The 24593-nt window shown below is 71.5% G+C and carries 19 protein-coding genes and 1 riboswitch; of the genes, 7 read left to right on the top strand and 12 right to left on the bottom strand.

What is annotated here, in order from left to right:
* Positions 1–411: 411 nt before the first annotated feature.
* Positions 412–585, top strand: coding sequence for a hypothetical protein (locus tag E4N62_RS06955; RefSeq protein WP_184900211.1), 174 nt, complete (start codon positions 412–414; stop codon positions 583–585).
* A gap of 232 nt (positions 586–817) precedes the next feature.
* On the opposite strand, the gene E4N62_RS06950 is transcribed toward E4N62_RS06955, so the two are convergent.
* Together E4N62_RS06950 and E4N62_RS06945 are read right to left on the bottom strand one after the other, a co-directional pair.
* Entirely contained in the window at positions 818–1636 is an 819-nt protein-coding gene (locus E4N62_RS06950) for an inositol monophosphatase family protein (protein ID WP_184900209.1), read from the bottom strand.
* 8 nt (positions 1637–1644) lie between these two features.
* Positions 1645–2775 carry a ferrochelatase gene (locus E4N62_RS06945; protein ID WP_230212866.1) on the bottom strand — a complete coding sequence of 377 codons (1131 nt, stop codon included), beginning with the start codon at positions 2773–2775 and terminating at the stop codon, positions 1645–1647.
* Between the two features lie 149 nt (positions 2776–2924).
* Between E4N62_RS06945 and E4N62_RS06940 the strand changes: the two genes are divergently transcribed.
* From E4N62_RS06940 to sepH, 3 genes are all read left to right on the top strand, one after another.
* Positions 2925–4166, top strand: coding sequence for an MFS transporter (locus tag E4N62_RS06940; protein ID WP_230212864.1), 1242 nt, complete (start codon positions 2925–2927; stop codon positions 4164–4166).
* The gene (locus E4N62_RS06935) at positions 4126–5445 is read left to right on the top strand and encodes a D-arabinono-1,4-lactone oxidase (RefSeq protein ID WP_230212862.1); all 1320 of its coding nucleotides are present in this window, start codon (positions 4126–4128) and stop codon (positions 5443–5445) included. Before E4N62_RS06940 ends, E4N62_RS06935 begins: the two co-directional genes overlap by 41 nt.
* 401 nt (positions 5446–5846) lie before the next feature.
* Positions 5847–6881, top strand: coding sequence for a septation protein SepH (gene sepH / locus E4N62_RS06930; protein ID WP_230212859.1), 1035 nt, complete (start codon positions 5847–5849; stop codon positions 6879–6881).
* Between the two features lie 159 nt (positions 6882–7040).
* Here sepH and E4N62_RS06925 read toward each other — a convergent pair whose 3' ends face one another.
* On the bottom strand, positions 7041–7868 hold the full coding sequence (locus tag E4N62_RS06925) for a sulfurtransferase (protein WP_230212856.1): 828 nt from the start codon (positions 7866–7868) through the stop codon (positions 7041–7043).
* 321 nt (positions 7869–8189) lie between these two features.
* Here E4N62_RS06925 and E4N62_RS06920 point away from each other — a divergent pair, with 321 nt between their 5' ends.
* A complete protein-coding gene (locus E4N62_RS06920) occupies positions 8190–9017 on the top strand; it encodes a VOC family protein (RefSeq protein WP_230212854.1) in 828 nt (275 codons plus the stop codon).
* Between the two features lie 33 nt (positions 9018–9050).
* Here the strand turns inward: E4N62_RS06920 and E4N62_RS06915 are convergent, their stop codons facing one another.
* The 4 genes from E4N62_RS06915 to E4N62_RS06900 form a co-directional block, all read right to left on the bottom strand.
* Positions 9051–9698, bottom strand: a complete 648-nt coding sequence (locus E4N62_RS06915) for a thymidine kinase (RefSeq protein ID WP_230212852.1) — start codon at positions 9696–9698, stop codon at positions 9051–9053.
* Between the two features lie 89 nt (positions 9699–9787).
* Positions 9788–10975 carry an alkaline phosphatase family protein gene (locus E4N62_RS06910; RefSeq protein WP_230212850.1) on the bottom strand — a complete coding sequence of 396 codons (1188 nt, stop codon included), beginning with the start codon at positions 10973–10975 and terminating at the stop codon, positions 9788–9790.
* On the bottom strand, positions 10975–11562 hold the full coding sequence (locus E4N62_RS06905) for a DUF5998 family protein (RefSeq protein WP_184900191.1): 588 nt from the start codon (positions 11560–11562) through the stop codon (positions 10975–10977). The genes E4N62_RS06910 and E4N62_RS06905 overlap by 1 nt, the downstream gene beginning before the upstream one ends.
* A gap of 97 nt (positions 11563–11659) precedes the next feature.
* The gene (locus E4N62_RS06900; RefSeq protein WP_230212848.1) at positions 11660–14896 is read right to left on the bottom strand and encodes a GNAT family N-acetyltransferase; all 3237 of its coding nucleotides are present in this window, start codon (positions 14894–14896) and stop codon (positions 11660–11662) included.
* Positions 14897–15097: 201 nt separating this feature from the next.
* Between E4N62_RS06900 and E4N62_RS06895 the strand changes: the two genes are divergently transcribed.
* Positions 15098–15379, top strand: coding sequence for an HPr family phosphocarrier protein (locus E4N62_RS06895; protein ID WP_037700813.1), 282 nt, complete (start codon positions 15098–15100; stop codon positions 15377–15379).
* Between the two features lie 168 nt (positions 15380–15547).
* Here E4N62_RS06895 and E4N62_RS06890 read toward each other — a convergent pair whose 3' ends face one another.
* The 4 genes from E4N62_RS06890 to E4N62_RS06875 form a co-directional block, all read right to left on the bottom strand.
* Positions 15548–16252, bottom strand: coding sequence for a GntR family transcriptional regulator (locus E4N62_RS06890; protein ID WP_230212845.1), 705 nt, complete (start codon positions 16250–16252; stop codon positions 15548–15550).
* Positions 16253–16456: 204 nt separating this feature from the next.
* Positions 16457–17245, bottom strand: coding sequence for a M23 family metallopeptidase (locus tag E4N62_RS06885; RefSeq protein ID WP_230212843.1), 789 nt, complete (start codon positions 17243–17245; stop codon positions 16457–16459).
* A 13-nt stretch (positions 17246–17258) separates the two neighbouring features.
* Positions 17259–17432: riboswitch (cyclic di-AMP (ydaO/yuaA leader) on the bottom strand.
* 203 nt (positions 17433–17635) lie between these two features.
* Positions 17636–19024, bottom strand: a complete 1389-nt coding sequence (locus tag E4N62_RS06880) for a pitrilysin family protein (protein ID WP_230212840.1) — start codon at positions 19022–19024, stop codon at positions 17636–17638.
* Positions 19021–20397: a pitrilysin family protein gene (locus tag E4N62_RS06875; protein WP_230212838.1), complete on the bottom strand. Its 1377-nt coding sequence runs from the start codon at positions 20395–20397 to the stop codon at positions 19021–19023. The genes E4N62_RS06880 and E4N62_RS06875 overlap by 4 nt, the downstream gene beginning before the upstream one ends.
* 381 nt (positions 20398–20778) lie before the next feature.
* Between E4N62_RS06875 and E4N62_RS06870 the strand changes: the two genes are divergently transcribed.
* The gene (locus E4N62_RS06870; protein WP_230212836.1) at positions 20779–23235 is read left to right on the top strand and encodes a DNA topoisomerase (ATP-hydrolyzing) subunit A; all 2457 of its coding nucleotides are present in this window, start codon (positions 20779–20781) and stop codon (positions 23233–23235) included.
* A gap of 10 nt (positions 23236–23245) precedes the next feature.
* Here the strand turns inward: E4N62_RS06870 and E4N62_RS06865 are convergent, their stop codons facing one another.
* The gene (locus E4N62_RS06865) at positions 23246–24457 is read right to left on the bottom strand and encodes a GTP-binding protein (RefSeq protein ID WP_230214046.1); all 1212 of its coding nucleotides are present in this window, start codon (positions 24455–24457) and stop codon (positions 23246–23248) included.
* Positions 24458–24593 lie beyond the last annotated feature (136 nt).

The following is a 24593-nucleotide window of genomic DNA, read 5'->3' as shown; positions in this document are numbered from 1 at the left end:
GTCGCTTGTCCTTCCTCTGTCCACCCGCGTAGCGCGTCACAGGCGCGCACGGGCAGGGTGTTCGTGGGTGTGTGACCTCCATCCTGCCTTTTTCGGCCGTAAGTCGGCTGTAAGACGACCTCGGGCGGGAAGAGCGGGGGCGCTCGACCGGGAACGCGGGACTTTTTCGTCCGGTTGAGGTTTCCGTCCGAGAGACCGAGGGGAGGACGGCTTTACACCCCGCGATCACGCTCTGCTTGTGCCGCACCACCATGCGGCACACATCCGCTTTTCCGCAGAGTGGGCGTGGGTGTCCGGCACCGTCGCCGCCCGGCCAGGGCGGCGCTGGGCATCCACAGGAGACGTGATCGCCCCTTCCGAACGGCACACCCCCGTGCCAACGACCCACGACCCAGGACGAGGGGGCGCAGCATGGACGCATTCACCGCAGGACTTCTGCAGCGCATAAGGGCGACCGAGTCCGACCTGACCAGGGCTCGCGACGAGGGCGACGACTTCCTCGTCGAGGTGGAGCAGGGCGAGCTCGACGACCTGCGCCGCCTCGCCGCCGACCACGGTGTGGAGGTCGGCGCGCAGAGCGTCTGATCCACGGCCCACGCGCACGACAGCAATCCCCCCGGCAGATCCAGACCGGGGGGATTGCTGGTTTTTTTGGGGCTCGGTTCGCCTCCGGGGCGCCTCAGCCTGTGTCGAGTCGGCGATCGTGCTCGGCCCTCCTTCGTCGGGCGCTGCGCGCGATCGCCGTCTCGACACAGGCGCGCCCCTTCGGCTCACTCGCCGTAGGGCGCCCTTTTCTGGTGTGGCTCCGGTGTGGGCCTCAGTCGTGCCAGGCGCCCAAGGCGTCCAGGCGGGTCTGGAGGGCCTCGAAGAGGACCGGTGGGGCCGCGATGGTCAGGTCGGTCGAGAGGGGCTCTCCGGGGCGGCCACCGGTCAGGGCGCCCGCCTCCCGGGCGATGACGTCGCCCGCCGCGTAGTCCCAGGGGTTCAGACCGCGCTCGTAGTACGCGTCGAGGCGGCCCACGGCCACGTCGCAGAGGTCGATCGCCGCCGAGCCGCCGCGCCGGATGTCCCGGACGTGCGGGATCAGCTCGCGCAGTACGTCGGCCTGCTTGGCCCGGCGCTCGGCCAGGTAGCCGAAGCCGGTGCCGACGAGGGCCAGCTCCGGCTCCGGGGCGGGTCGCACGCGCGCGGGACGGTCGTTCAGGAACGCGCCCTCGCCGAGGACGGCCCGGAAGGTCTCGCCGCGCACCGGGGCGTGGACCACGCCCACGACCGTCTCGCCGTCCACCCGGACGGCGATGGAGACGGCCCAACTGGGCAGTCCGTACAGGTAGTTGACGGTGCCGTCGAGGGGGTCGATCACCCACTGGACGCCGCTGGTGCCCGCGACGCTGGCGCCCTCCTCGCCGAGCACGCCGTCATCGGGCCTGCGCTCGGCCAGCAGACCGGTGATCAGTTTCTCGGAGGCGATGTCCATCTCGGTCACGACGTCGACCGCGCTGGACTTGGTGGCGGCGACGCCGAGATCGGCGGGTCGGCCGTCGCGCAGGAAGTCCCCCGCTCGGCGGGCGGCGTCCAGGGCGATCTCCAGCAGTTCGGCCTTCAGGCCGTCCGGACGCTCGGGCTGGTCGGTCACGGTGCTCCTCACGCGTACGGGCTGTCGACGCCCGCGGCGGCGGGCTGCGGGGTCCTGGCCGGGCAGCAGCCGACCGGGCACAGGTTGTGGCTCGCGCCGAGCGTGCCGAGGGCGCACGGGGTGACCTCGTCCTGGCCGCGCTCGGTCGCCGCTCGCTCCAGGACCAGGTCGCGGACGGCGGCGGCGAACCGGGGGTCGGCGCCCACCGTGGCCGAGCGGCGGACGGGCAGGCCCAGTTCCTCGCCCTTGGCCATGGCCTCGGTGTCGAGGTCGTACAGGACCTCCATGTGGTCCGAGACGAACCCGATGGGTGCCATGACGACGGCCGGGACGCCGGCCGCGTGGCGCTCCTCCAGGTGGTCGCAGATGTCCGGCTCCAGCCACGGGATGTGCGGGGCGCCGGAACGGGACTGGTAGACGAGCTGCCACGGGTGTTCGACACCGGTCCGCTCGCGGACCGCGTCGGCGATGAGCTTCGAGACGTCCAGGTGCTCCGCGACGTACGCGCCACCGTCCCCGTGGTCCTCGACCGGGCCGGAGGTGTCCGCCGAGGCGTTGGGGATGGAGTGCGTGCAGAAGGCGAGGTGGGCGCCGTCGCGGACGTCGTCGGGGAGGGCGGAGAGCGACTCCAGGACTCCGTCGATCATGGGTTCCAGGAAGCCGGGGTGGTTGAAGTAGTGCCGGATCTTGTCGATCCTCGGCAGCTCCAGGCCCTCGGCCTCCAGGGTGGCGAGCGAGTCGGCCAGGTTCTCGCGGTACTGGCGGCAGCCCGAGTACGAGGCGTACGCGCTGGTGGCGAGGACCAGGATGCGGCGGCGGCCGTCGGCGACCATCTCGCGCAGGGTGTCGGTCAGATAGGGCGCCCAGTTGCGGTTGCCCCAGTAGACCGGCAGGTCCAGGCCGTGCTCGGCGAAGTCCTTGCGTAGGGCGTCCAGCAGGGCGCGGTTCTGGTCGTTGATGGGGCTGACCCCGCCGAACAGGAAGTAGTGCTGCCCGACTTCCTTCAGGCGCTCCTTGGGGATGCCTCGACCCCGTGTCACGTTCTCCAGGAACGGGACCACGTCGTCCGGGCCTTCCGGGCCGCCGAAGGAGAGCAGGAGCAGGGCGTCGTAGGGGGTGGCGTCGTGCGCGTGTGGCATGTCTCCGATCCTGCCACCCGGCACCGACGGACGGGATCCCGGCCCATCCCGAGGATGACTTAGGGTGACCTCACTCGTAAGCTGTATCGACGGAGTTCGCACCTTACGAGGAACTCATCCCTCCGCTTCCCGGAACGACCGGAGCCCCCGTGCCCAGCCCCTACACCGCCCTGTTCGCCACACCCGGCACCAAGGGCTTCACCGCCGCGGGACTCCTCGGCCGGATGCCGCTGTCCATGATGGGCATCGGCGTGGTCACCATGATCTCCCAGCTCACCGGCCGGTACGGCCTGGCCGGCGCGCTCTCGGCGACCATCGCGCTGTCCGCCGCCGTGCTCGGCCCACAGATCTCCCGTCTGGTGGACCAGTACGGGCAGCGGCGGGTGCTGCGTCCGGCGACCCTCGTGGCCCTGGCCGCCGCCGCGGGGCTCCTGGTCGCCGCGCACTACGGCTGGCCGGACTGGGTGCTGTACCTCTGCTCGGCCGGCATCGGCTGTGTGCCGAGCCTCGGGGCGATGACCCGGGCGCGCTGGGCGGCCCTGTACCGGGACACCCCGCAACTGCACACCGCCTACTCCTTCGAGTCGGTCGTCGACGAGGTGTGCTTCATCTTCGGGCCGATCATCTCCATCGGGCTGTCCACGGCGTGGTTCCCGGAGGCCGGACCGCTGCTCGCCGCCTGCTTCCTCGCGGCCGGGGTCTTCTGGCTGACGGCCCAGCGCGCCACGGAGCCGGCGCCGCATCCGCGCGAGCGGCACGACAAGGGGCGTTCGGCGCTGCGTTCGCCCGGACTGCAGGTCCTGGTGGCGACGTTCGTGGCCACCGGAGCGATCTTCGGGGCCGTCGACGTGGTCACCGTGGCCTTCGCCGAGGAGCGGGGCCACAAGGCCGCCGCGAGCGTGGTCCTGGCCCTCTACGCGGCCGGTTCCTGCGCCGCGGGCATCGTCTTCGGGCTGCTGCGCTTCTCCGCGGCGGCGGAACGTCGATGGTTGCTGGGCGTGTGCGGCATGGCCGTGAGTATGATCCCCCTCCTACTGGTCGGAAACTTGCCGTTTCTGGCCGTGGCGCTCTTCGTTGCGGGTCTGTCCATCGCACCCACGATGATCACGACGATGTCCCTCATCGAAGAGCACGTACCACGCACGCAACTGACCGAGGGCATGACCTGGGTGGGCACCGGGCTCGCGGTCGGGGTGGCGCTCGGATCCTCGGTCTCCGGCTGGGTGATCGACGCGGCCGGGGCGAAGGCGGGGTACGTGGTTCCGGCGGCCTCCGGGGCCGTCGCGGTCGCGGTCGGTTTTCTCGGGTACCGCCGGCTGCGCAGGCCGGCTCCAAGGCGGGGAGGGCCCCATGAGCACCACAGTGATCGGCAAGAACGGCACGTGGCGTAACTGGGCGGGGAATGTCGCCTCCCGCCCCGTACGGGAGGTCACCCCGGCCACCGTCGAGGAACTCGCCGCGGCCGTACGGCAGGCGGCCGAGGAGGACCTCCGGGTCAAGGCCGTCGGCACGGGCCACTCGTTCACCGCCGCGGCCGCGACCGACGGCGTGTTGATCCGCCCCCAACTGCTGACGGGCATACGCAAGATCGACCGTGAGGCCATGACCGTCACGGTCGCCGCCGGCACTCCGCTCAAGAGGCTCAACCTGGCTCTCGCGCGCGAGGGGCTCTCGCTCACGAACATGGGCGACATCATGGAGCAGACCGTGTCCGGCGCGACCAGCACCGGCACCCACGGCACCGGCCGTGACTCGGCCTCGATCGCCGCCCAGATCCGGGGGCTCGAACTGGTCACCGCCGACGGGTCGGTGCTGACCTGCTCCGCGACGGAGAACCCCGATGTGTTCGCCGCCGCCCGCGTCGGCATCGGCGCCCTCGGCATCGTCACCGAGATCACCTTCGCCGTGGAGCCGATCTTCCTGCTCACGGCGCGCGAGGAACCGATGCCGTTCGAGCGGGTGCTGGCCGAGTTCGACGAACTGCACGCCGAGAACGAGCACTTCGAGTTCTACTGGTTCCCGCACACCGGCAACACCAACACCAAGCGCAACAACCGCAGCGCGGGCCCCGAGAAGCCGATACCACAGCTGAACAGCTGGTTCGAGGACGAGTTCCTCTCCAACGGCGTCTTCCAGGTGGCCAACTGGGTCGGACAGGCGGTTCCCGCGACCATCCCGACGATCGCGCAGATCTCCAGCCGCGCCCTGTCCGCGCGGACCTACACCGACATCCCCTACAAGGTCTTCACTTCTCCGCGCCGAGTGCGGTTCGTGGAGATGGAGTTCGCCGTTCCGCGCGAGGCCGTCGTGGACACGCTGCGTGAACTCAAGGCGATGGTCGACCGTTCGAACCTGCGCGTCAGCTTCCCCGTCGAGGTGCGCACCGCACCGGCCGACGACATCACGCTCTCCACCGCCTCCGGCCGCGAGAGCGCCTACGTCGCCGTGCACATGTTCAGGGGGACGCCCTATCAGGCCTACTTCACCGCCGCCGAGCGGATCTTCACCGCACACGAGGGACGGCCGCACTGGGGCAAGGTGCACACGCGGGACACGGACTACTTCGCCAAGGTCTATCCCCGCTTCGGCGAGTTCACGGCGCTGCGTGACCGGCTCGACCCCGAACGGCGTTTCCAGAACGACTACTTGCGCCGCGTGCTCGGGGCGTAGCCGGACGGACGGTTCTGGCGATCATGTGAAGCACGTCCCTCCCGGGGTCACGAAAAGGTCTGTTCCGGCGGCGCATTGACGTCTCCCATGAGAAGTTGAGCGGCGTGCCGATCCACGCAAGTGGCCCGAATGGAGTACTGTTGCGAGCCCTGGGTCCGGACTCCCGCCAGGGTGTCCGGGGCCTTCGAGGACCGCCGGGAGGGGGATCGTTGCACAGGGTGATGAGGTTCGTCACTTAGCGTTGCGAATTGATAACCGTGCCATAACGGCGGTCTCGGGCTCACGCCCGACACGCCGGGCAACTCGGCAAGGTTGTGGCAGGCTGCACCCGGGCAGGCCACACTCGACTAGCGGAAGCAGCGACGCACGTGACGTCGGCAGGCACCACCCGGGAGGTCCCCATGCCCGAACTGCGTGTCGTGGCCGTCTCCAATGACGGCACACGGCTGGTGCTGAAGGCTGCCGATTCCACGGAGTACACGCTTCCGATCGACGAACGGCTGCGTGCCGCCGTGCGCGGCGACCGACCCCGCCTCGGCCAGATCGAGATCGAGGTGGAGAGCCATCTCCGCCCCCGTGACATCCAGGCGCGGATACGCGCGGGGGCCACGGCCGAAGAGGTCGCGCAGCTCGCCGGCATCCCCGTCGACCGGGTCCGACGCTTCGAGGGTCCCGTCCTGGCCGAGCGTGCCTTCATGGCCGAGCGGGCGCGCAAGACCCCGGTCCGCCGCCCCGGCGAGAACGCCGCGGGACCCCAGCTCGGCGAAGCCGTCCAGGAGCGACTGCTGCTGCGCGGCGCAGAGAAGGACACCGTCCAGTGGGACTCGTGGCGCCGCGACGACGGCACCTGGGAAGTGCTGCTGGTGTACTGCGTCGCGGGCGAACCGCACTCGGCGAGCTGGACCTACGACCCGCCCCGGCGGCTCGTCCAGGCCGTCGACGACGAAGCGCGGTCGCTGATCGGCGAGTCCGACGACCTCGGGACGCCCGAGCCGAGTTTCCCGTTCGTGCCGAGGATCGCGCGGCTGCCCCGTGACCGACCCCTGGACCGCCAGGCGGAACGTCCCGTCCTGCCCGCGCCGCCCGAGGCCGACGAGGAGATCGTGAGCGAGCGCGACTCGCTCACCAGCATCCTGGAGGCCGTCCCCAGCTACCGGGGCGACCTGGTGGTGCCCGAACTGCCCTCCGCCGAACCGCAGGAGGACTCCGTCTCCGTCGAGGAAGTGGCGGAGGAGGAGTCCGCGGCTCCCGCGGCCTCGGCAGGCTCCGCCTACGCGGACGTCCTCATGCCGCGGTCGGTGGGCGGCCACCGCGACCGGCTGATCGGTGCCACCGACCGCCAGGCCGAGGCGGACGGCGTCCGACCGGGTCGGCGCGCCGCGGTGCCGAGCTGGGACGAGATCGTCTTCGGTACGAGACGCAAGAAACAGGAGTAGCGGGACTACGGCGGTGGGGGGCGGAGCGGTCACTCCTTCCAGCAGATCCGTTTCTCTCGGGTGCGGTCTCCGATGCCATCTCGGGTGCGGGATCGGTCATTCATACGTGTGTGGGGCCCACGTCGTTCAGATGTGGGCCCCACGCATGCCGTCACCGGGTCACTGGGGGTCGGGTCCGGTCGCCACCGGGCGGTCGCCGTCCCGGGACCACTCCGACCACGAGCCCACGTAGAGGGCCGCCGGGATGCCCGCCACGGCCAGCGCCAGCACCTGGTGGGCGCCGGAGACACCGGAGCCGCAGTACACGCCGACCTCGGAGTCGGCGGTCGCGCCGAGTCCCTTGAAGCGGTCGGAGAGTTCGGCGGCGGTCCGGAAGAGGCCGGATTCGGCCACGTTCTCCGTGGTCGGGGCCGACACCGCGCCCGGGATGTGCCCGCCGACCGGGTCGATGGGTTCCACATCGCCCCGGTAGCGTTCGGCGGCCCGCGCGTCAAGGAGCAGCCCGGTGCGGGCCAGCGCCGCCGCGCCGTCCGCGTCGAGCAGCGGCAGCGCGCCGGGGACGGGCTCGAAGGTCCCCGGGGCGGGGTCCGGGATCTCCGCCGTCAGCGCGCCCGTCCAGGCCGCCAGGCCGCCATCCAGAACCCGCACCGAGGGGTGGCCGGCCCAGCGGAGCAGCCACCACGCGCGCGCGGCGGCCCAGTTGAGCCCGCCGTCGTACACGACGACGGCACGGTCGGCCGAGACGCCGGCCGCTCGCATCGCCGTACCGAAACCGTCCAGGTCGGGCAGCGGATGGCGGCCGCCGGCACCGGCCGGACCGGCGAGTTCGGCGTCCAGGTCGACGAAGACGGCTGTCGGGATGTGCGCCTTCTCGTACTCGGGGCGCAGGTTGGGGCCGCCCAACTGCCAGCGGACGTCCAGGATCACCGGCGGACGGGCTCCCGCCAGCTCGTTGGCGAGTTCGGGGGCCGAGATGATGGCGTTCATGGCCCCATCCTCGCGCACGGGGTGGCCGCCTCGCCCGGCGCCCGCTACTCTGCCCGCCGAGCGGTGCCGATCACCGGGCGTACGGGATCAGGCACGAGCTGTACAGCTGACGGACACCACACGGCGGCGGCGGGAACGAGAGCCGGGACCGGCGAGCCGGTCACCGTCGCGTACCCGCGCGTCGAGCGGCGGTGCGGCGCGGACCTGTGGCGCTACGGGTGGTGCGAGCATCGGCACGGGGCGTGATCGCGCATGGACGCGGTACACGCGTACCGAGGGCGACGGACACGGCCACCGCCAGGGGCCGAGGAGAGAGTGACGATGACCGAGGCACGGGGGTCGACCGGCCTGAACGGCACCGTGTATCCACCGGGCACACCCTGCTGGGTGAGTCTGATGGTGCACGGCACGGCCACGACCCAGGAGTTCTACGGGGCGCTGTTCGGCTGGGAGTTCCAGCCCGGCCCCCAGCAGCTCGGCCCGTACGTGCGAGCCCTGCTCGACGGGCGGCAGGTGGCGGGGATCGGCCAGCTGCCGCCGGACCGACATCTCCCCATCGCCTGGACGCCCTACTTCGCCTCGGCCGACGCGGACCGGACGGCGGAGACCGTGCGGCACTGCGGCGGCACCGTGGGCGTGGGCCCGCTGGACGCCGGTGACGCGGGCCGGCTGGTGATCGTCTCCGACCCGGCGGGCGCCGTCTTCGGCATCTGGCAGGCGGCGGGACACCTCGGCGCGGACATCACCGGCGTCCCCGGCACGCCCGCGTGGGACGAACTCCGCACCGTCGACAGCTCGCTGGTGGCCAAGTTCTACGAGACGGTCTTCGGCTACGAGGAGGAGCCGGTGGTCTCCGCCGACCTCGACTACGTCACCCTGCGCGTGGGGGGCCGCCCGGTGGCCGGCATCCACGGTGTCGGCAGCGCACTCCCCCGGGACCGGGGGCCCCACTGGCTGACCTACTTCGAGGTGACCGACCCCGGCGAGGCCGCCGACCGCGTCGTCGAACTCGGCGGCCATGTCCTCGAACCGGCCCATGACACCCCGCACGGCCCGGTGGCCACCCTGGCCGACCCGGAGGGCGCGAAGTTCGCGGTGGTGCGCACGGAACACCGGGCCGCCGACGGGGACGGTCGCACGGTCGAGTGAACCGGGGGCGGCCCGCGCCGGACCGCCGTCGGGTCAGACCGTCTCGACCGGGAGGACGTCCGGGGAGAGGGCGCCCGCGCGGGCCGTGGCGGCCGTCATCCGGCGGCGGTGGTGACGGCGGCAGAGGACCTCGTAGCCGATGTCGTCGGGCTGGTTGACGTCGCCGACGACGACCTGGGCGCCCTCGACGACCATCTGACCGCCTATGGTGCGGGCGTTGTGGGTGGCGCGGGCACCGCACCAGCACAGGGCCTCGACCTGGAGGACCTCGACGCGGTCGGCCAGCTCGACCAGACGCTGGGAGCCGGGGAAGAGCTTGGAACGGAAGTCGGTGGTGATGCCGAAGGCGTACACGTCCAGGCCCAGGTCGTCCACGACGCGGGCGAGTTGGTCGATCTGCCCAGGGGCGAGGAACTGGGCCTCGTCGGCGATCACATAGTCCGCGCGGCGGCCCTGGGAGAGGTGGTCGACGAGATAGGCGTAGAGGTCCTGGCCGTCCTCGACCTCCACGGCGTCCGTGACCAGGCCCAGCCGTGACGACAGCTTGCCCTCGCCCGCGCGGTCGTCACGCGTGAAGATCATGCCCTGGAGGCCGCGCGCCGAGCGGTTGTGCTCTATCTGGAGGGCCAGCGTCGACTTCCCGCAGTCCATGGTTCCGGAGAAGAACACCAGCTCGGGCATGGTGAGTTGAGCACCTTTCGGCGAGGAGGGCGAGGGGGCGGCGGGTCGGGCAGATCCGGCGGGCGGGTGTGCTGGGTGGCGGCAGGGCCTCAGGAGCGTACTTCGAGGAGCGGGACCAGCTGTTCGACGGGGGTCATCGAACCGTGGTTGCCGACCATCGCCGACTCCTTGGGCTCCCGCTCGGAGGCGACGATCAGGACGTCGTCGTGGGCCGCCGCGACCACGTCCCCGATGCGGGCGTACACACGTTCGTCGATGTGCGGGCCGAACCAGCCCGCCGCGATGGCCTCGTCGCGCGAGGCGATCCAGAACTGCTCGCCGAGCACCTCACGCCAGCAGGTCAGGACGTCCGACTGAGCGCCCGGCACCGCGTAGACATGGCGGGCCCGGCCCTCGCCACCCAGCAGGGCGACCCCGGCGCGCAGCTCCCAGTCCTCGTCGAAGTCGATGCGGTGCCGCTCGTCGAACGGGATGTCGATCATGCCGTGGTCGGCGGTGACGTACAGGGCGGTGCGCGGCGGGAGTTGCTCGGCCAGACGCTGGACCAGTCGGTCGACGTGCATGAGCTGGCCGCGCCAGGCGTCGGAGTCGACACCGAAGCGGTGCCCCGCGCCGTCCAGCTCGGAGTAGTACGTGTAGATCAAGGCGCGGTCCCCGGCGGCCAGTTGCTCGGCGGCCAGGTCCATGCGGTCCTCGCCGGAGAGGCGGCCGTGGAAGGTGCCGCCGCTCAGCGCGATCTGTGTGAGGGGCGTGTTCTGGAAGGCCGGGGAGGTGACCTGGGCGGTGTGCACACCCGCCCGGTCGGCGAGCTGGAAGATCGTGGGATACGGCTGCCAGGCCTTCGGCGAGGTCCACGGCTGCCAGCGGAGCTGGTTCATCAGCTCCTCGGTCTGCGGGTTGCGGACCGTGTAGCCGGGCAGTCCGTGCGCGCCCGGGGGGAGGCCGGTGCCCACGGAGGCGAGGGAGGTCGCGGTGGTGGCCGGGTATCCCGCGGTGATGGGGCGGCCGGTGCCGCCGCGCGAGGACGCCAGCAGGGCCGTCAGGTAGGGCGCCTCGTCGGGGTGCGCCTTCAGCTGCTCCCAGCCCAGGCCGTCCACCAGGAAGACACAGACCCGGTCGGCCGCCGTCAGTTCCGGTATCGAGGCGGTCGTGCCGGGGACCCCCATGCCCGCCGCGAGGGTGGGCAGGAGGTCGGCGAGCGAACCGGCGCCGTACTCGGGGACGGGGGCGGAGCCGAGGGCAAGGGGTTCCGGGTGGTCCCAGGTGGGCAGCGCCATCAGCGGGCGGTGTCCGCGGTTGCCTCGGAGAGGGACTGCGCGAAGGCGAGGGCCTGGCGCACGGTCTCCGGGCCGTCCCCGGCCTCGCTGACGCGCAGGCTGAGGTCGTCCGCCGTCGAGCTGCCCGTGTACCCGTGGTCCGCCTCGCAGTTGGGGTCGCCGCAGGCGGCGGGCTCCAGGTCGATGCGGGAGACGGCGCCCCAGCCGATGGTCAGGACGACCTCGCGGGGCAGGGTGCCCGGCGTGTACGACTCGGGGTTGGCGACGACCCGGCTGAGCACGACCGACGAGATCCGGCCGATCTTCACCGACTCGGTCGACGTCGTGGCGTACGGCGTCGGTGACGTGCTGTCCGCGGCCTGCTCGTCGGTGTGGCTCACGATGAAGCGGTTGCCCGTGAGGACGAGGACGGTGACGTGGCGCCGCACCTCGTTCGCGTCGAACGTCGTCTCCTGATGGACCAGGTACGACTTGATGGCCTCTCCGCCGACAGCGGCCTCCACCGCCTCGGCCACGAGGGCCGGGTAGTAGCCGCTGCGCTCGATCGCCGCACGCAGCCCCTGGGTCGTCGTACTGGTCTTGGCCATGACGTCCATCCTACGGTGGCGCACTGACTGCGAGGGACCGCTCTGCCGTCTCCGTTCTGTCGTGGACGGATCAATGCGGGGGCGGCGCGACGCGCTCTCAGTACACCGGCAGGGTCCTCGGGCCGAGGTCGTCGCGGACGGGCGGGCGCGCGAGCCGGACGGTGGCGCCCAGCACGCTGAGGCCCTGCGGGGCGACGACGACGGGTTCCAGGGAGACCGCCACGACCTCGGGGTGGTCGTCGACCAGCCGCGACACCCGCAGCAGCAGCTCTTCCAGGGCCTCGGTGTCCACGGGGGCCGAACCCCTCCAGCCGAAGAGGAGGGGTGCGGTCCGGATCGAGCGGACCAGTGCGGCCGCGTCCCGTTCGGTGGCCGGGATCAGGCGGTGCGCCATGTCGCCGAGCAGCTGCGACGCGGGACCGGCGAGACCGAACGAGAGCACCGCTCCGGCCGCCGGGTCCACCACCGTCCGCACGATCGTGTCGACGCCGCGCGGAGCCATGCCCTGCACGACCGGACGCAGCTCGTCGGGGCCTCCGAAGAGCTCCGTCAACTCCGCGTATGCCCGCCGCAGTTGCTCCTCGTCCGCGAGGTCGAGCCGTACGCCGCCGAGGTCGGCGCGGTGCCGCAGGTGGGGGGCGGTCGTCTTGAGCGCGACGGGGTAGCCGATGAGCCGCGCCGCCCTCGCGGCCTCGTCGGGCGTCGGCGCGGGGCGCGCCTGCCGCAGACGGATGCCGTACCGCGCGAGCAGCGCGCTCGTCTCGTCCTCGCCGAGGGTGAGTCCCTCGCCCCTGGCGAGCAGCGCGTCGATCTGTTCGGCCGCGCCCTTCTCGTCGATGTCCTCGTACTCGGGCACCCGCCCCGGCTCCGCCGCCTCCCGTCGCCACTGGGCGTAGTTCACGGCTTCGGACAACGCCCGCACGGCCCGCTCGGCGGCGGGATAGGCGGGGATGAGCCGAGCCCCGCCCGACTCCACGGACGTCGCCGCCCCGGGCTCCACACCCGCAACGGCCGTCGCCGGCCCGCCCGGGACGCCTGCCGGGCCTTGGGCCGCGACGCCTGGACCTCCTGTCACGCCGGAGCGAGCGGCGCCAGGACCCGGCTGGTCCGGGTGTGGCCCACCCGGGTCGGCCGGGCCGCGGTCGCTCGGGCCGGGGCCGGGCACATCCGAGCCGGCCGAGCCCGGGCCTGTCACGCCCGGCCCCGCTGTGCTGGAGTCGGCGGGGTGTGCGGCGCCACCGGGCGCGGGCGTGGCTGCGCCCGCTCCTGGCGTCTGCCGCGTCGTCACCGCGCGCTGGGCCCCGTCCGCCGCTGCGGCTCCCGGCGGGCTCGCCGTCCCGGTCGCCTCACCGGTTCCCTCCGGCCTCACGGCCGTTTCCCCCCGCGTCGCCCCCGCGGCCTCATCGGTGGGCGATCCGTGGAGCGGGGCTGCTGTGGCGCCGGCGGGCTTGTCGATGGACTGGGGGGCCGTGCTGGCCGCGGCCGACAGTGCTTCCGCGAGGCCGCCCAGCTCCACGTGGACGACCAGCACCGGCTTCGAGGGGTTCGCGGCGGCGGCCGACCGCAGGGCCTCCGCCAGGGCCGCGTCCCCCGGCGAGGTCTCCCCCAGCGCGGGAATCGCCGTCACCACCACCGCGTCGCACGAGTCGTCGGCCAGGGCCCGCGACAGCGCCGCGTGGAAGTCCTGTGCCGAGGCCCCGGTCGTCAGGTCCAGCGGCGGCAACGGCCGCAGCCCTTCGGAGAGGCACGCGTCGTACGTGAGCATCCCGAGCGACTCGGAGTTCCCCAGGATCGCCACCCGCGGCCCCGCCGGCAGCGGTTGCCGGGCCAGCAGCAACCCCGCGTCGACCAGTTCCGTGATCGTGTCGACCCGGATCACCCCGGCCTGGCGCAGCAGCGCGGACACGGTGGTGTGCGGCAGCTGGGTGGCGCGCACGGCGTGGCCCAGGGGCGCTGAGCCGTGGCGCGCCCCCTGCACCACCACGAGCGGCTTGGCCGCGGCCGTGCGCCGGGCGAGTCGGGCGAACTTGCGCGGGTTGCCGATGGACTCCAGATACATCAGGACGACATCGGTGTCCGGGTCCTCGTACCAGTACTGCAGGACGTCGTTCCCGGAGACGTCCGCGCGGTTGCCGGACGAGACGAACGTGGAGACGCCCGTGACCCCGGTGACCCCTCCCCCGCGCCGGTGCAGCCGGGAGAGCAGCGCGATCCCGATGGCGCCGGACTGGGCGAACAGACCGATGCGCCCGGAGCGCGGGGTCTGGGGGGCGAGCGAGGCGTTGAGCCGGACGTCGGGGGCGGTGTTGATGATCCCGAACGCGTTCGGCCCGATGATGCGCATGCCGTACGTGCGGGCCTGGCGCACCAGTTCGCGCTGGCGTTCGCGCCCTTCGGGCCCGCTCTCGGCGTATCCGGCGGAGACGACCACGAGGCCCTGCACACCGTGCTCCCCGCACTCGGCGACGACCTGGGGGACGTGGGCGGCGGGGACGGCGACGACCGCGAGGTCGACGGGCCCCTCGATGTCGGTGACGGACCTGTGCGCGGGGACCCCCGCGAGTTCCTTCTCGTCCTCCCCGAGCGCCTTGTTCACCGCGTACAGCCGCCCGGTGAACCCCGCCTCCCGGAGGTTGGCGAGCACGCTGCGGCCCACTCCGCCCGGTGTGCGCCCGGCGCCGACGACGGCGACCGAGCCGGGGGCGAGCAGCCGCTGGACGGACCGGGCCTCGGCGCGCTGCTCCCGGGCGCGCTGGACGGCCACCGAGCGGTCGGTGGGTTCCAGGTCGAACTCCAGCCGGACGACGCCGTCCTCAAAGCTGCGCTGCTGCTGGTACCCGGCGTCGGTGAACACCTTGATCATCTTGCTGTTGGCCGGCAGCACCTCGGCGGCGAAGCGTCTGATGCCCCGCTCGCGGGCCACGGCGGCGATGTGTTCGAGCAGGGCGGAGGCGACGCCGCGGCCCTGGTGGGCGTCCTGCACGAGGAAGGCGACCTCGGCCTCGTCGGCGGGTGCGGACGCGGGCATGCCATCGGCGCCGATGCGGTCGTAGCGTACGGTGGCGATGAACTCGCCGCCGACGGTGGCGGCGAGCCCCACCCGGTCCACGAAGTCGTGGTGCGTGAAGCGGTGGACGTCCTTGGCGGACAGGCGAGGGTACGGCGCGAAGAAGCGGTAGTACTTCGACTCGTCCGAGACCTGCTCGTAGAAGCTGACGAGACGCTCGGCGTCATCAACGGTGATGGGCCTGATGCGTGCGGTGCCGCCGTCGCGCAGCACCACGTCGGCCTCCCAGTGGGCGGGGTACTCGTGCCGGTCCGACGAGGTCTGCATGGGCCCCAGAGTACGGCTCGCGTCCGACAACGGCGCGGGGCAGTCTGGGGTGGCACGACAGAAGAACAACACAAGCGCGACAGCTGGTTCGTGGTCAGGCCGTGGGCCCGTTCCGGTACGTCGCCCCATATGGGAAACTGGTCTAGACAACCCGGTCTAGACCTCTCTGCAGCACCCGAGACACCTGAAGGGCAGCATCACATGGCTGAGCGCCGCGTCAACGTCGGCTGGGCCGAGGGCCTCCACGCCCGACCCGCATCCATCTTCGTCCGGGCCACCACGGCCTCCGGTATCCCCGTGACGATCGCCAAGGCCGACGGCAACCCCGTCAACGCGGCCTCCATGCTCGCGGTCCTGGGCCTCGGCGCCCAGGGCGGCGAGGAGATCGTGCTCGCCTCCGACGCCGAGGGCGCGGACGTCGCGCTCGACCGTCTGGCGAAGCTCGTCGCCGAGGGACTCGAAGAACTCCCCGAGACGGTCTGAGCGACCGGGTAACCGAAGCGGAAAGGCCTGAAAAGCCGCCCGCACACACACCGAAGGGCTCGTCCGATTTATCGGACGAGCCCTTCGCATTTACCTCATACTCCCGGCCTGCGGGCAGCAGAAATAATGCCCCTCGGAATTCTTCCCTCTTTGTATACGGCGTGCGTGTTAATGCCGCAGGCTCGGCGTGTTTACGGGATGTTGCGAAGTCCTCACACGCTCCGGGCGCTCCGCCCCGCCGGCCCCGGCCGGAAATCGGAGCCGGTGCGCGGCGGTGGCCCGCTCGGTGTGCAGGGACGTGATCGTCCGGGCCCGGTCGCTGTCGCCGCGCGCGACCGCGTCCACGATGCCGCCGTGCTCCGCCCAGGACTCCACGGGGTCGGACGGCGCCTCGACCGCGTACATCCAGGCGATCTTGTGCCGCAGCTGGGCGAGTGTCGAGGTCAGGGCGGGGCTGCCGGACGCCTGTGCGAGCGTCTCGTGGAACCAGCCGCCCAGGGAGCGCAGATCCTCGCTGTTGCCCCTCCTGGCCCGCTCCTGGCCCAGCCTGACCAGGCCGCGCAACACCTTGAGGTGCGCCTCCGTACGGCGCTGCGCTGCGCGGGCGGCCCCCAGGGGCTCCAGCAGCATGCGCATCTCCAGCAGGTCGGCCGCCTCCTGCTCGGTCGGCTCGGCAACGCACGCGCCCGCGTGCCGACGGGTCACCACGAACCCCTCGGCCTCCAGCGTGCGCAGGGCCTCGCGCACGGGCACCCGGCTGACGCCGTACCGGCGGGCGAGCAGTTCCTCGGTGAGCCGGCTGCCGCGCTCGTAGACACCCGCGACGATGTCATCACGGATCGCCGTGCATACCGAGTGCGCCGGAATACGCATGACCGACCTCCGCCTTAATCCCCGTGAAACGTCGATGATTGACGCGTGTTCCAGCGACTCTATTGCAGCGAGCGGGAATTTCCGATGACGGACCGGAATCCGAGGATATTTTTTGGACAGGAGCTGCGTCACACAGTGGGTATGCATGAACGAGGAAAGCCCCGGCTCGGTGAGCCGGGGCCTCCTGGAAGCGTCGGGGACGCGTCAGACGTTCACGCCGTGCGAGCGCAGGTACGCGGCGGGGTCGATGTCCGAGCCGTACTCGGCCGTCGTCCGGGCCTCGAAGTGCAGGTGCGCCCCGGTGACGTTGCCGGTCGCCCCGGAGAGGCCTATCTGCTGGCCGGGGGTGACCGTCTGGCCGACGGAGACGCCGATGGACGACAGGTGGCCGTACTGGGTGTAGGTGCCGTCGTTCATCCTGATGACGATGTTGTTGCCGTAGGCACCGCCCCAGCCCGCCTCGACGACGGTGCCGGAGCCGACCGCGAGGACGGCCGTACCGGACGCGGCGTGGAAGTCGACACCGGTGTGGCTGCCGGAGGACCAGACGGCACCGCCGGTCTTGTAGCCGGTGGAGATGTAGGAGCCGCTGATGGGCGCGACGTAGGCGTTGAGGCGCTCACGCTCGGCCGCGCGGGCGGCGCGGGCCTTGATCTCCTCGCGCTCCTTGGCGGCGGCACGTTCCCGCTCGGCCTTCTCGGCGGCGGCCTTCCTGGCCTCCTCCTGCGCCTTCTTCTTGACGGCGGCCACCTCGGCGGCCTGCTCCTGGGCGGCGGCCTGCGCGTCGACCTGGTCGGCGACCGTGTCGCCGAGGGTGATGATCTGGTTCAGGCCGGTCTGCTCGACCGCGGGCTCCTCCGCGGCGAGCGCGGGGCCGGCCAGGGTGCCGAAGACGCCGGTGGTGGTGAGAGCGGCCACGCCCACGTTTCGCGTGGTCGTGCGCTGCACACGGCTGGGACGGCGGTGCTTCCCGGGGGCGCGGGTGAACGCCATGAAGTGGCTGATCCTTTCCTTCCTTCTCGCCTACCGGGTTAGCTGACGGGTTCGGAGCAGGAAGGTCTCCTACGGCTACCCCCCGTTTCGCGTCGCTCCGCGAAGGGCACCCGATTCACCCCAGGGACTGTGATGGGTCCCCGGCTCCCCTGGCTCGCGCCACGCGGGGACTCGGCGATGACTGTCCGGTGCCGCGGCTGCGGCGAACTTCTGACGAACAGCCGGACTGACGCTAAGTGGGCCGTCTTCGAAATAACAAACGGATCACAGGATTTGTTAACTACGCCACAGGGCAGACACACAACCTCCGCCATCAATACGGACAAACAGGGGCCCTGGTGACTCTTCCGTCACCAGGGCCCCACTGACACGCGTCCGTCCGGTCGCCCTCTACTCGGCCGGGACGACGGTGACTTCGCCGATTCCGAGGGCCCTGACGGGCTCCTCGATCTGCGCGGCGTCCCCGACGAGGACGGTCACCAGACGGTCCACCGGGAAGGCGCTCACGGCCGCCGCGGTGGCCTCCACGGTGCCGGTGGCGGCGAGTTGGCGGTACAGCGTCGACTGGTAGTCGTCCGGCAGGTACTGCTCGACCTGGTCGGCCAGCGTGCTCGCCACGGCCGCGGCCGTCTCGAACTTGAGGGGGGCCACACCGACGAGGTTCTGCACGGCGACGTCGCGCTCGGCGTCGGTCAGGCCCTCGGCGGCGAGGGTGCGCAGCACCGTCCACAGGTCGTCGAGAGCCGGACCGGTGTTGGGGGTGTCGACGGAGCCGCTGATGGCGAGCATCGCGATGCCCGAACCGTCGGGCGCGGCCCGCAGCACCTGGCCGAACGCCCGCACGCCGTACGTGTAGCCCTTCTCCTCGCGCAGGACGCGGTCCAGGCGGGAGGTGAGGGTGCCGCCTAGGCAGTAGGTGCCGAGCACCTGCGCCGGCCACACGCGGTCGTGCCGGTCGGCGCCCACGCGGCCGATGAGCAACTGGGTCTGCACGGAACCGGGGCGGTCCACGATGATCACGCGCCCGGTGTCGTCGGCGGTCACCGACGGCACGGGTCGCGGCGCACCCGGGGAGCCGGTCCAGGCGCCCAGGGTGTCGGCGAGCAGAGCGTCGAGGTCGACGCCCGTGAGGTCGCCGACGACCACGGCGGTGGCCGTCGCGGGGCGCACGTGGCGCTCGTAGAAGGCGCGTACGGCCGCGGAGTCGATGCCCTCGACGGTCTCCTCGGTGCCCTGGCGGGGCCGTGACATCCGGGAGGTGGCCGGGAACAGCTGCTTGGAGAGCTCCTTGGCGGCCCGCCGGCCCGGGTTGGCCGTCTCGTGCGGGATCTCGTCGAGCCGGTTGGCCACCAGCCGCTCGATCTCGGCGTCCTCGAAGGCGGGGGCCCGCAGGGCGTCGGCGAGCAGGCCGAGGGCCTTCTCCAGCCGCGACACCGGCACTTCGAGGGACAGCCGTACACCGGGGTGGTCGGCGTGCGAGTCCAGAGTGGCGCCGCACCGCTCCAGCTCGGCGGCGAACTCCTCCGCCGTGTGCTTGTCGGTGCCCTCGGAGAAGGCCCTGGTCATGATGGTGGCGACGCCCTCGATGCCGGCAGGCTCGGCGTCCAGGGGAGCGTCGAGGAGCACCTCCACGGCGACGACCTGCTGGCCGGGGCGGTGACAGCGCAGCACGGTCATGCCGTTGTCCAGGGCGCCGCGCTCGGGCGCCGGGAACGCCCAGGGCCTGGCCTCGCCGGCCTGGGGCTGCGGGTGGAAGTCCATGGTCGCGAGCTCGGTCACTTCGCCGACTCCTCGGTCTCGTCGGTGGTTTCGGCGGCCTCGGCCGCGGCGGTCTCCTCTTCGGCTCCCTCGTCGCCCGCGACGGGCTCGTAGACGAGCACCGCGCGGTTGTCGGGCCTCAGGCGGGCCTTGGCGATCTTCTGGACCTCGTCGGCCGTCACCTCCAGGACCCGGTCGACGGCCGTCAGGGCGAGCTTCGGGTCGCCGAACAGGACCGCGTAGCGGCACAGTTCGTCGGCGCGGCCCGCGACCGTGCCGAGCCGGTCCAGCCACTCGCGCTCCAACTGGGCCTGGGCGCGCTCCATCTCCTCGGCCGTGGGACCCTCGGCCGCGAACCGGGCGAGCTCCTCGTCGACGGCGGCCTCGATGACGGGCACCTCGACGTCGCCGGAGGTCTTCACGTCCATCCACGCCATGGAGGGCGCTCCGGCGAGCCGCAGCAGCCCGAAGCCGGCCGTCACGGCCGTGCGGTCACGGCGTACGAGCCGGTTGTAGAGGCGGGAGGACTCTCCGCCGCCGAGGATGGTGAGGGCCAGGTCCGCCGCGTCGCACGCGCGCGTGCCGTCCTCCGGCAGCCGGTAGGCGGCCATCAACGCGCGCGCGGGCACGTTCTCCTCGACCACCTCGCGCTGCTGCTCGCCCATGACGTCGGGCAGCGCGCCGTCACGGGGCGCGGGCTTGCCGTCGTAGGACGGGATGGAGCCGAAGTACTTCTCGATCCACGCGAGCGTCTGCTCGGGGTCGATGTCGCCGACGACCGACAGGACCGCGTTGTTGGGCGCGTAGTAGGTCCGGAAGAACTGCTGGGCGTCCTCCAGGCTGGCCGCCTCCAGGTCCTCCATCGAACCGATCGGCGTGTGCCGGTAGGGGTGGCCCTCGGGGTAGGCCAGGCGGAAGATCTTCTCGAAGGCGGTGCCGTAGGGCACGTTGTCGTACCGCTGGCGGCGCTCGTTCTTGACGACGGCCCGCTGGTTGTCCAGATTCTTCTGGTCGAGCGCGAGCAGCAGACTGCCCATGCGGTCGGCCTCCAGCCACAGCGCGAGCTCCAGCTGGTGGGTGGGCATGGTCTCGAAGTAGTTGGTGCGCTCCCAGCTGGTGGTGCCGTTCAGCGAACCGCCCGCGCCCTGGACCAGCTCGAAGTGGCCGTTGTCCTTGACCTGGCCGGAGCCCTGGAACATCAGGTGCTCGAAGAGGTGGGCGAGGCCCGTGCGGCCCGCGACCTCGTGGCGCGATCCGACGTCGTACCAGAGGCACACCGCGGCGACCGGGGTCAGGTGGTCCTCGGAGAGCACCACGCGCAGGCCGTTGTCCAGGCGGTGCTCCCTCACTGTCAGGCCTTCGGAGCCGGCCTCGGCTGTGGCCGTGTGACCCATGGGCGGTACGTCCCTTCGATCGCTGTGCTGTGGTCGCGGAATCCGTGGTCTGTCCGTCGTGGAATCGTCGCGGAATCCGCTGTTCTCCTGCCGGTCCTGCCACTGTATGCAAGCGCGCGGAGGCCTGGAGAAGTTCCCGGGGCCGGTACGCCGAGAGCGAGACGGGGGTTGCGGGCGACGGTCACTGGTTAAAGTCGGCCCACGCTGTTGAAGCGGCGGCTCGGGAGGGCGTGCCCGGCGGTCGGCGCCGGGTCGTGTCGGGCTTGTCAGTGCGGCAGTCCACAATGGTGCGCGTCAGATCCCGTTCACCTCTCGGTGAGAGTGAACTGGAGACGTGAGCGCCCCGTAGGTGAGCGACCAGAAAAAGAGGAGCCGGCAGCGATGGCCCGCCGCAGCACGAAGACCCCGCCGCCCGACGACGCGTTCGAGGAGCGGATCCTCGACATCGACGTCGTCGACGAGATGCAGGGCTCCTTCCTGGAGTACGCGTACTCGGTCATCTACTCCCGAGCCCTGCCCGACGCCCGCGACGGCCTGAAGCCGGTGCACCGCCGGATCGTCTACCAGATGAACGAGATGGGCCTGCGCCCCGACCGCGGCTATGTGAAGTGCGCCCGCGTCGTCGGCGAGGTCATGGGTAAGTTGCACCCACACGGCGACTCCTCGATCTACGACGCCCTGGTGCGCCTCGCCCAGCCCTTCTCCATGCGGCTCCCCCTGGTCGACGGCCACGGGAACTTCGGCTCCCTGGGCAACGACGACCCGCCGGCCGCCATGCGGTACACCGAGTGCCGGATGGCCGACGCGACGAGCCTGATGACGGAGTCGATCGAGGAGAACACGGTCGACTTCGCGCCCAACTACGACGGCCAGGAGCAGGAGCCGGTGGCGCTGCCCGCCGCCTTCCCGAACCTGCTGGTCAACGGCGCGTCCGGGATCGCCGTCGGTATGGCCACCAACATGCCGCCGCACAACCTGGGCGAGGTCATCGCGGCCGCCCGCCACCTCATCCGGTACCCGAACGCCGACCTGGACACGCTGATGAAGCACGTCCCGGGCCCGGACCTGCCCACCGGCGGCCGGATCGTCGGCCTCTCCGGCATCAAGGACGCGTACGCGACGGGCCGCGGCACCTTCAAGATCCGTGCCACGGTGACGGTGGACAACGTCACGGCACGCCGCAAGGGCCTGATCGTCACCGAACTGCCGTTCACCGTCGGCCCGGAGAAGGTGATCGCCAAGATCAAGGACCTGGTCGGCGCGAAGAAGTTGCAGGGCATCGCCGATGTCAAGGACCTCACCGACCGCGCCCACGGTCTGCGTCTCGTCATCGAGATCAAGAACGGCTTCGTGCCGGAGGCCGTCCTGGAGCAGCTGTACAAGCTCACGCCGATGGAGGAGTCCTTCGGCATCAACAACGTGGCCCTGGTCGACGGCCAGCCCCTCACCCTGGGCCTGAAGGAACTGCTGGAGGTCTACCTCGACCACCGTTTCGAGGTCGTCCGGCGCCGCTCGGAGTTCCGCCGCGGCAAGAAGCGCGACCGTCTGCACCTGGTCGAGGGTCTGCTCACCGCGCTGCTGGACATCGACGAGGTCATCCGGCTGATCCGCTCCAGCGACAACTCCGCGCAGGCCAAGGAGCGCCTGATGGAGCGCTTCGCGCTGTCGGACATCCAGACGCAGTACATCCTCGACACCCCGCTGCGCCGTCTCACCCGGTTCGACCGCATCGAGCTGGAGTCCGAGAAGGAGCGGCTCAACGCCGAGATCGCCGAGCTGACCCGGATCCTGGAGTCGGACGCGGAGCTGCGCAAGCTGGTCTCCGGCGAACTGGCCGCGGTGGCGAAGAAGTTCGGCACCGAGCGCCGTACGGTGCTGCTGGAGTCCTCGGGCACCCAGGTGGCCGCGGTTCCGCTCCAGGTGGCGGACGACCCGTGCCGGGTGCTGCTGTCGTCGACGGGGCTGCTGGCCCGTACGGCCAGCGGTGAGCCCTTCGCGGCGGACGAGGACGGCAAGCGCACCAAGCACGACGTCATCGTCTCGGCGGTCCCGGCGACGGCCCGGGGCGAGGTGGGCGCGGTGACCTCCACCGGCCGTCTGCTGCGCCTGAACGTGGTGGACCTGCCGCAGCTGCCGGACACGGCGGCGGCCCCCAACCTCTCGGGCGGCGCGCCGCTCGCGGAGTTCCTCTCCCTCCAGGACGGCGAGACGGTCATCTGTCTGATGACGCTCGACGAGTCCTCGCCCGGGCTGGCCATCGGCACCGAGCAGGGTGTCGTCAAGCGCGTGGTCCCCGACTACCCGTCCAACAAGGAGGAGCTGGAGGTCATCACCCTCAAGGAGGGCGACCGGATCGTCGGCGCGATCGAACTGCGCACCGGCGAGGAGGATCTGGTCTTCATCACGGACGATGCCCAGTTGCTGCGCTACCAGGCCGCCCAGGTCCGCCCGCAGGGCCGCCCGGCCGGCGGTATGGCGGGCATCAAGCTCACCGAGGGTGCGAAGGTCATCTCCTTCACGGCCGTCGACCCGGCCGTGGACGCGGTGGTGTTCACCGTCGCCGGTTCCCGGGGCACCCTGGACGACTCCGTCCAGACCACGGCCAAGCTGACTCCGTTCGACCAGTACCCCCGCAAGGGACGCGCCACGGGCGGTGTCCGCTGCCAGCGGTTCCTCAAGGGCGAGGACTGCCTGTCCGTCGCCTGGGCGGGCCCGGCCCCGGCCCGTGCCGCGCAGAAGAACGGCACCCCGGCGGACCTCCCGGAGATGGACCCGCGCCGAGACGGCTCGGGTGTCTCCCTGGGCAAGACGGTGGCCTCGGTGGCGGGGCCGGTGTGAGGCCGATGCCTCAGACGCCGTCGTAAGACGCGTCGGGTTCGTATGAGGCCTCGGGAGCGTAGGGGGCCTCGGGTTCGTAGGAGGCTTCGGGTTCGTAGGAGGCTTCGGGTTCGTAGGAGGCTTCGGGTTCGTCGGCCTCTGCCTCCCGGACGTAGCGAAGGACGCCCCACATGCCGTGCTCGTCGGCGTGCGGGGCGTCCTTCTCGCCTCTGCACTCCTCCAACTCCTTGGTCAGGGCCGAGGTGTCGATTCCGGCGCCGATGAGCACGAGCCGACTGAGACGGCTCCGCTCACCGCTCGCCCACGGCTCGGGATAGAACCGCAGAAACCGCCCGACGGCGTGCACGGCGTAGCGGTTGCGCGGGTCGTACGGCCCGAAGTCGACGTACCCCTTGATGCGGTAGAGCCCGTCGGCACGCCCGTCCAGGAACTCCATGAGCCGTCGGGGGTCGAGCGGCACGTCGGAGACGAAGGAGACGCTGTCGTAGCCGGTGTGCAGATGCCCGGCGTGGTCGGCCCCGTCCTGGTGCTGCCCGTCGTGGTCGTGCCGGTGCAGGTCGTCGAAGGAGAGCTGGCCGATGCGCTCCTCGGAGGGCCTGCAGTCGAACAGGAACTCGGGATCGACGCGCCCGTAGGTGGCGGGCACGACCGCCGCACGCTCGCTGAGCGAGCGGACGAGCGCCAGGGCCCCCTCCCCGTCCTCGGCCCGGTCGAGCTTGTTGACGACGACGAGGTCGGCGATGGCGAGATGGCGGTCGATCTCCGGATGCCGCTGCCGCGTCCGCGTGAACTCGGCCGCGTCGACGACCTCGACGAGCCCGCCGTACACCACTCGGGGGTTCTCGCTGGCCAGCACCATCCGCACGAGTTCCTGCGGCTCGGCGAGCCCGCTCGCCTCGATGACGATGACGTCGATCCCGGCGGAGGGGTGGGCGAGCCGCTCCAGATACACGTCCAGCTCACTGACGTCGACGGCACAGCACAGACACCCGTTGCCCAGGGACACGGTGGAGTCCCCGAGCGCCCCGGCCACGGCCATCGCGTCGATCTCGATCGCGCCGAAGTCGTTGACCACGGCGCCGATACGGCTGCCTCCGCTGCGGTGGAGGAGGTGGTTGAGCAGGGTGGTCTTACCGGAACCGAGGAACCCGGCGAGGACGACCACGGGGATCTGCCGCGGCTGTGACCTCGGCCCCTGAACCCGGCTCGACGACGGACTCAACACGCGCCCTCCCGGCACGACGACTGGCTCAACACGCGCCCTCTCCCACACCGTTGCCCTCAGGGGTCGATCGAATGCCGCACCAGGATACGAGGGGGCCCGCGCACCTCGCCGAGTGAGCGGTTGTCAGCGGCGC

It is taken from the genome of Streptomyces sp. MNU76 (genome assembly GCF_020982545.1).
GTDB lineage: Bacteria > Actinomycetota > Actinomycetes > Streptomycetales > Streptomycetaceae > Streptomyces.
This window is presented reverse-complemented; position numbering and strand designations above follow the sequence as displayed.

Excerpts from the sequence above, each read along its gene's own strand:
- E4N62_RS06955 (WP_184900211.1), top strand. The coding sequence starts at position 412 with ATGGACGCATTCACCGCAGGACTTCTGCAGCGCATAAGGGCGACCGAG.
- E4N62_RS06945 (WP_230212866.1), bottom strand. The coding sequence starts at position 2,775 with ATGCCACACGCGCACGACGCCACCCCCTACGACGCCCTGCTCCTGCTC.
- E4N62_RS06935 (WP_230212862.1), top strand. The coding sequence starts at position 4,126 with ATGAGCACCACAGTGATCGGCAAGAACGGCACGTGGCGTAACTGGGCG.
- sepH (WP_230212859.1), top strand. The coding sequence starts at position 5,847 with ATGCCCGAACTGCGTGTCGTGGCCGTCTCCAATGACGGCACACGGCTG.
- E4N62_RS06925 (WP_230212856.1), bottom strand. The coding sequence starts at position 7,868 with ATGAACGCCATCATCTCGGCCCCCGAACTCGCCAACGAGCTGGCGGGA.
- E4N62_RS06920 (WP_230212854.1), top strand. The coding sequence starts at position 8,190 with ATGACCGAGGCACGGGGGTCGACCGGCCTGAACGGCACCGTGTATCCA.
- E4N62_RS06915 (WP_230212852.1), bottom strand. The coding sequence starts at position 9,698 with ATGCCCGAGCTGGTGTTCTTCTCCGGAACCATGGACTGCGGGAAGTCG.
- E4N62_RS06910 (WP_230212850.1), bottom strand. The coding sequence starts at position 10,975 with ATGGCGCTGCCCACCTGGGACCACCCGGAACCCCTTGCCCTCGGCTCC.
- E4N62_RS06905 (WP_184900191.1), bottom strand. The coding sequence starts at position 11,562 with ATGGCCAAGACCAGTACGACGACCCAGGGGCTGCGTGCGGCGATCGAG.
- E4N62_RS06900 (WP_230212848.1), bottom strand. The coding sequence starts at position 14,896 with ATGCAGACCTCGTCGGACCGGCACGAGTACCCCGCCCACTGGGAGGCC.
- E4N62_RS06895 (WP_037700813.1), top strand. The coding sequence starts at position 15,098 with ATGGCTGAGCGCCGCGTCAACGTCGGCTGGGCCGAGGGCCTCCACGCC.
- E4N62_RS06890 (WP_230212845.1), bottom strand. The coding sequence starts at position 16,252 with ATGCGTATTCCGGCGCACTCGGTATGCACGGCGATCCGTGATGACATC.
- E4N62_RS06885 (WP_230212843.1), bottom strand. The coding sequence starts at position 17,245 with ATGGCGTTCACCCGCGCCCCCGGGAAGCACCGCCGTCCCAGCCGTGTG.
- E4N62_RS06875 (WP_230212838.1), bottom strand. The coding sequence starts at position 20,397 with ATGGGTCACACGGCCACAGCCGAGGCCGGCTCCGAAGGCCTGACAGTG.
- E4N62_RS06870 (WP_230212836.1), top strand. The coding sequence starts at position 20,779 with ATGGCCCGCCGCAGCACGAAGACCCCGCCGCCCGACGACGCGTTCGAG.